A 4,488-nucleotide genomic window follows, 5' to 3' on the forward strand; every position below is an offset into this window, starting at 1 on the left:
CAGCCGCATCGCCGCGGCGGCGCCGTCGCGCAGCCCGTCGCCGAGCACGATCAGCAGCACCGCCAGCGCCGGGACCCCGGTGCCCTGGACGGCCCGTACGGTCGGCGGGGCGAGCGCCAGCAGGGCGGCGCCCAGCAGGGCCGTGCCGTAGCAGGTGTAGCGGGCGGCGGCGCGGGAGTCGATCCGGCTGCGGGCGAAGTGGGCGGAGCTCAGCACGAAGAACAGTCCGACGGGGTAGAGGGCGAGATCGCTCACGCCCGGCCCGCCTTCGGCCCCGCGCCGGGCTCCGCGCCGGGCCCCGCCTTCGGCCCCGCCCCGGGGTCGTCGTCCGTGGAGCCGGGCCCCGCCGCGGGCCGCGCCGCGCCGCCCTGCTGCCCGGCCGCCAGCAGGGCGCCCAGCGCGTCCAGCGACCCGTGGGCCGGCGCCGGCCCGGGCTGGTCGGCGGCGTCCGCCCGTTCCGCCCGGCTGAGGATCAGCGAGGCCAGCAACTCCGCCTCCCGCTCCTGCGGTTCGTCGTAGCTGGTGCGCCCCAGCACCCGCTGCACCAGCGCGGGGGAGAGGTTGGGCAGCAGCGCGGCGGCCGGGGCCAGCGGCGCGGAGCCGGCGTGGTCGAGCAGCAGGTGCGCGATCTCGTGCACCAGGATGTGCCGCTGGTGCAGCACCCCGGTGTCCGCCGCGTACAGGATGTAGTCCGCCTCCAGGGTGGAGACCAGCAGCCCGCAGGGGGCGTTCGGACGAGCCGGCACCGGCAGCAGTTCGATCGGGCGCCCGCGCCGCGCGGCCAGCCGCTCCAGCAGCACCGCCGGGTCGAACGGGCTTGGCAGCTCCAGCTGTTCGGCCATCCGGCGACAGCGCCGCAGCGTGGTCCGGTAGCCCCGGCCACCCCGTAAGTCACCCCACAAGCCGAGCTCCCCTCACCGCTCCACCCCTACGGTTCCACCCGCCGGCGCGTCCGCACGCGCGTCCGGCGGTCCTGTCGCCCCGCGGTCCGGCGGCCCCGCTGCTTCCCGGGCCCCGGCCCCGCGTTCAGGGCGTGGGGCGTTTGCGCGCCGCGTCCCGGCGGGCGATCACGTCGACCAGCTCGCTGACGGTGTCCAGGCCCTCCGGCGACAGGCCCACCACCCGCAGCGCCAGGCTGCGCACGCCCGCGTCGCGCAGCGCGCCGAGCAGGGCCAGCTCCTTGGCGATCTCGGCGCCCTGCCGCTCGTCGAAGAAGTACGCGGGCGGGACCTGGAAGAACTGGGCCAGCGCCTCCAGGTGGCGCTTGGTCGGGTTGTCCCGGCGCCCGGTGCGCAACTGCCACAGGTAGGTGGTGGAGAAGGACTCCCCGGTCGCCTCGCGGCAGGCCCGGGCCACCTCCTCGTTGGTGTACTGCTCGCGGTCGGGGCGGCGGACGGTGTGGAACAGTGCCTCGATCCGGGCTGCCAGGCCGCCGGCCTCGGCGCTCGCCGGGCCGCCGCCGTCCCTGTCCCTGTCGCCGTTCCCGTCGCCGTTCCCGCCGGCGTCCGCTTCACCGGGTCCGGGTTCGTCGCCGGGCTCCCGCCCGTCCGGGCGCGCGTCCGGCTCCGGTGGCGCACCCTCCGGTCCCACCTGGACGCCGTCCCCCGTCGACTCCGTCATGCCCCACCTTCCTCACGCCCGGGCCCTCCGCGCCGCGACCTCGACGGACGGACAGGGCCGGCCAGGTCACGATAGCCGAACGGCATCAGCTGGCGTGGATCCGAAGATACCCGCAATCAACGCCAGTTGACCCGCGTAGCGTCGGCTGACATCCTGGACGAGCAGGCCCACAGGCGCCGCCCATGCGATCCGACGCACCATCACATTCCGTCGTTCCGGCAGCACTTGACGTTTTCCACCGGACCGCCCGAACGACCGCGGCGCCCCGGACGCAAGGGCCGACTCCCGTGAGACCGCACGGCGTTGACGCCCCAGGCCCGGGCACCCGCACCACGCCCACCCCGCCGTGCCGCACCGCCGTACCGCCGCCCGGCGGGGACGGGCCCGACCGGCCGCACCCCCCGACGGCACGACGCGAGAAGGGGGCACCCGTGGACACCACGCCACGCGGGCACACCGCAGCGCCGGAACAGGCGTCACCGCGCACGCAGCCGCAACCACCGCGCACACAGCCGCAACCGCCGCCACCCGCCGCCCCGCAGACCGTACGACTGGCCTTCCTCTGGCGCGCCGCCGGCGCACCCCTCGGCTGCCTCCTCGCCCTCGCCATGGGCATCGCGCTCGCCCGGACCGGCGTCGCCGGCCGCCTCGGCGCCGTCCCCGCCCTCCTGCTGTCCGGCACCGCCGTCCTCGGCATCGCCCTGCCCGTCCCCTACGGCTTCTGGCTGCGCGCCGACGCCCAAGGCCTCACCCTGGTACGGGCCTTCCTCCCGCGCCGCTACCGCTGGCAGGACATCGCCGGACTCACCATGGAGACCGACGAGGACCCCGACTCCGGCGCCGCCCGGCTCGTCCTCCTGCTGCGCCTGGTCCCCGCCGCCACCCCAGTGCGTACCGAACGCCGGGACCGCGTCCACGGACCGGTCATCGGCGCCCTCGGCACCACCGCCGACGGACTGCCACGCGGCACCGAACCCCGCCACCTCGCCGAACTGTTCGACCTGCTGCGCCGCCACGGCATCCCGCTGGAGGACCGGCGCTACGCGGACCTCGTCCTCACCGCCCACGGCTACCCGGCGCTCGCCCACACCGCCGGGCCCACCGCCGGGCCCACCGCCCCCCGGTCACCCTCCGTCTGATCCCCGGCACGCCCCGCATCCGTTGACCCCGACGAGGGGCGCGCCCGCCGGACGGCGCGCCGCGAGGGCGGGAGGGCGAACGTGCTCAGGTTCCACGGCGCTTGGCGGATCACCGTGGTCGGCCGCACCACCGACTACGACCAACGGGCGGTCGTCCGCGGACCGTACGGCACCCAGGTGCTCCCCGGCCGTCCCGGCGCCGTCCTGGAGGTCGACGCCGACAGCTGGACCCTCACCCTCGAACACCACCCCCGCAGCCACGGCTGGCAGCCCAACCTGCGCACCACCCCCGGGCCGCTCACCGAACGCGACGGCATCCGCAGCCGGCTGCTCACCAGCAACGACCGCCACCGGCCGGGCAAGCCGCGCGACTACGTCAACTTCGTCCTGCGGCTGGAGCAGGCGGTGGAGCCGGCTGTACCGGGCGCACCGGGTAGTGCCGGGGCGGCGGCCCGCTGCCCGTTCGCGCCGCCGGGACCGACCGGCAGTGCCGCCGGCCGCTGACACCCCGCCACCAGGACTCCCCTAGGGTCGCAGGTGAGCACCATCGCGCCGCCCGAGGAGAACCATCATGCCGACCGACCCCGCCACCGCAGCCGCCCCCCAGGCCCCCGCCCGCCCGCAGCCCGCGCGCCTGGGCCTGGGCACCGCGGCGGTCGGCCGGCCCGGCTACATCACCCTCGGGCGCGCGGCCGACCTGCCCGCCGAACGCACCGTCGAGGCCCTGCGCCGGCGCACCCACGCCCTGCTCGACGCCGCCTACGCGGCCGGCGTGCGCTACCTCGACACCGCCCGCTCCTACGGCCGCGCCGAGGAGTTCCTCGCCCAGTGGCTCGCCGAACACCCCGAGGCCGCCGCCGAGGTCACGGTCGGCAGCAAGTGGGGCTACACCTACACGGCCGACTGGCGCACCACCGGCGTCAGCGCGCACGAGGTCAAGGAGCACTCGACGGCGGTGTACGACCGTCAGATCCGCGAGACCCGCGCCCTGCTCGGCCCCCGCCTGGACGTCTACCTGGTCCACTCGGTCACCGCCGACAGCCCCGCCCTCACCGACCCCGCCCTGCACGAGCGCCTGGCCGCGCTCGCCGCCGAGGGCGTCCGGGTCGGCCTGTCCACCAGCGGCCCCACCCAGGCCGACACCATCCGCCGGGCCCAGGCCGTCACCGTGGACGGCCACCCGCTGTTCACCGCCGTCCAGGCCACCTGGAACCTGCTGGAGACCTCCGCCGCCCCCGCCCTCGCCGAGGCCCACCAGGCGGGCTGGCTCGTCGTGGTCAAGGAGGGCATGGCCAACGGCCGCCTCGCCGGCCGCAACGCCACCGGCCCCGACACCGCCCCGCTGCGCACCCTCGCCACCCGCACCGCCGCCACCCCCGACGCCCTCGCGCTGGCCGCAGCCGCCGCCCAGCCCTGGGCCGACGTCGTCCTCTCCGGCGCCGCCACCCTCGACCAGCTCACCTCCAACCTCGCCGCGGACCGCCTCCGGCCCACCCCGCAGGACCTCGCCGCCCTGGCCCCGATGGCCGAACCCGCCGACGCCTACTGGCGCACCCGCTCCTCCCTGCCCTGGGCCTGAGGCCTCGCCACCCGGTCACCGGGGGGGGGGGGGGGGGGGGGGGCGGCCCGGGGGGGGGGGGGCCGCGCGGGGGGGGGGGGGGGGGGGGGGGTGGGGGGGGGGGGGGTGGGGGGGGGGGGGGGGGCGGGGGGGGGCGGGGGGGGGGCGCGG

The 4,488-nt window shown here is 77.5% G+C and carries 6 protein-coding genes; 3 read left to right on the forward strand and 3 right to left on the reverse strand.

The window, feature by feature from the left end:
* The 3 genes from BG452_RS30340 to BG452_RS30350 all read right to left on the reverse strand — a co-directional run.
* On the reverse strand, positions 1-255 hold a 255-nt coding region (locus tag BG452_RS30340; RefSeq protein WP_188307554.1), incomplete at its 3' end, for a hypothetical protein.
* Positions 252-842, reverse strand: coding sequence for an ImmA/IrrE family metallo-endopeptidase (locus tag BG452_RS30345; protein ID WP_223242945.1), 591 nt, complete (start codon positions 840-842; stop codon positions 252-254). The genes BG452_RS30340 and BG452_RS30345, both read right to left, overlap by 4 nt.
* A 184-nt stretch (positions 843-1,026) precedes the next feature.
* Entirely contained in the window at positions 1,027-1,620 is a 594-nt protein-coding gene (locus BG452_RS30350; protein WP_223242946.1) for a helix-turn-helix domain-containing protein, read from the reverse strand.
* 431 nt (positions 1,621-2,051) lie between these two features.
* Between BG452_RS30350 and BG452_RS30355 the strand changes: the two genes are divergently transcribed.
* From BG452_RS30355 to BG452_RS30365, 3 genes are all read left to right on the forward strand, one after another.
* Positions 2,052-2,759, forward strand: coding sequence for a hypothetical protein (locus BG452_RS30355; protein ID WP_188307555.1), 708 nt, complete (start codon positions 2,052-2,054; stop codon positions 2,757-2,759).
* An 81-nt stretch (positions 2,760-2,840) separates the two neighbouring features.
* Positions 2,841-3,263, forward strand: coding sequence for a hypothetical protein (locus BG452_RS30360; protein ID WP_188307556.1), 423 nt, complete (start codon positions 2,841-2,843; stop codon positions 3,261-3,263).
* A gap of 67 nt (positions 3,264-3,330) precedes the next feature.
* On the forward strand, positions 3,331-4,338 hold the full coding sequence (locus BG452_RS30365) for an aldo/keto reductase (protein WP_188307557.1): 1,008 nt from the start codon (positions 3,331-3,333) through the stop codon (positions 4,336-4,338).
* Positions 4,339-4,488 lie beyond the last annotated feature (150 nt).

This window comes from Streptomyces sp. CBMA123 (genome assembly GCF_014596465.1).
In the GTDB taxonomy this organism is placed as follows: domain Bacteria; phylum Actinomycetota; class Actinomycetes; order Streptomycetales; family Streptomycetaceae; genus Kitasatospora.

What these genes read in the sequence shown, in the direction of transcription:
- BG452_RS30345 (WP_223242945.1), bottom strand. Translation starts at nt 842, where the DNA reads ATGGCCGAACAGCTGGAGCTGCCAAGCCCGTTCGACCCGGCGGTGCTG.
- BG452_RS30350 (WP_223242946.1), bottom strand. Translation starts at nt 1,620, where the DNA reads ATGACGGAGTCGACGGGGGACGGCGTCCAGGTGGGACCGGAGGGTGCG.
- BG452_RS30365 (WP_188307557.1), top strand. Translation starts at nt 3,331, where the DNA reads ATGCCGACCGACCCCGCCACCGCAGCCGCCCCCCAGGCCCCCGCCCGC.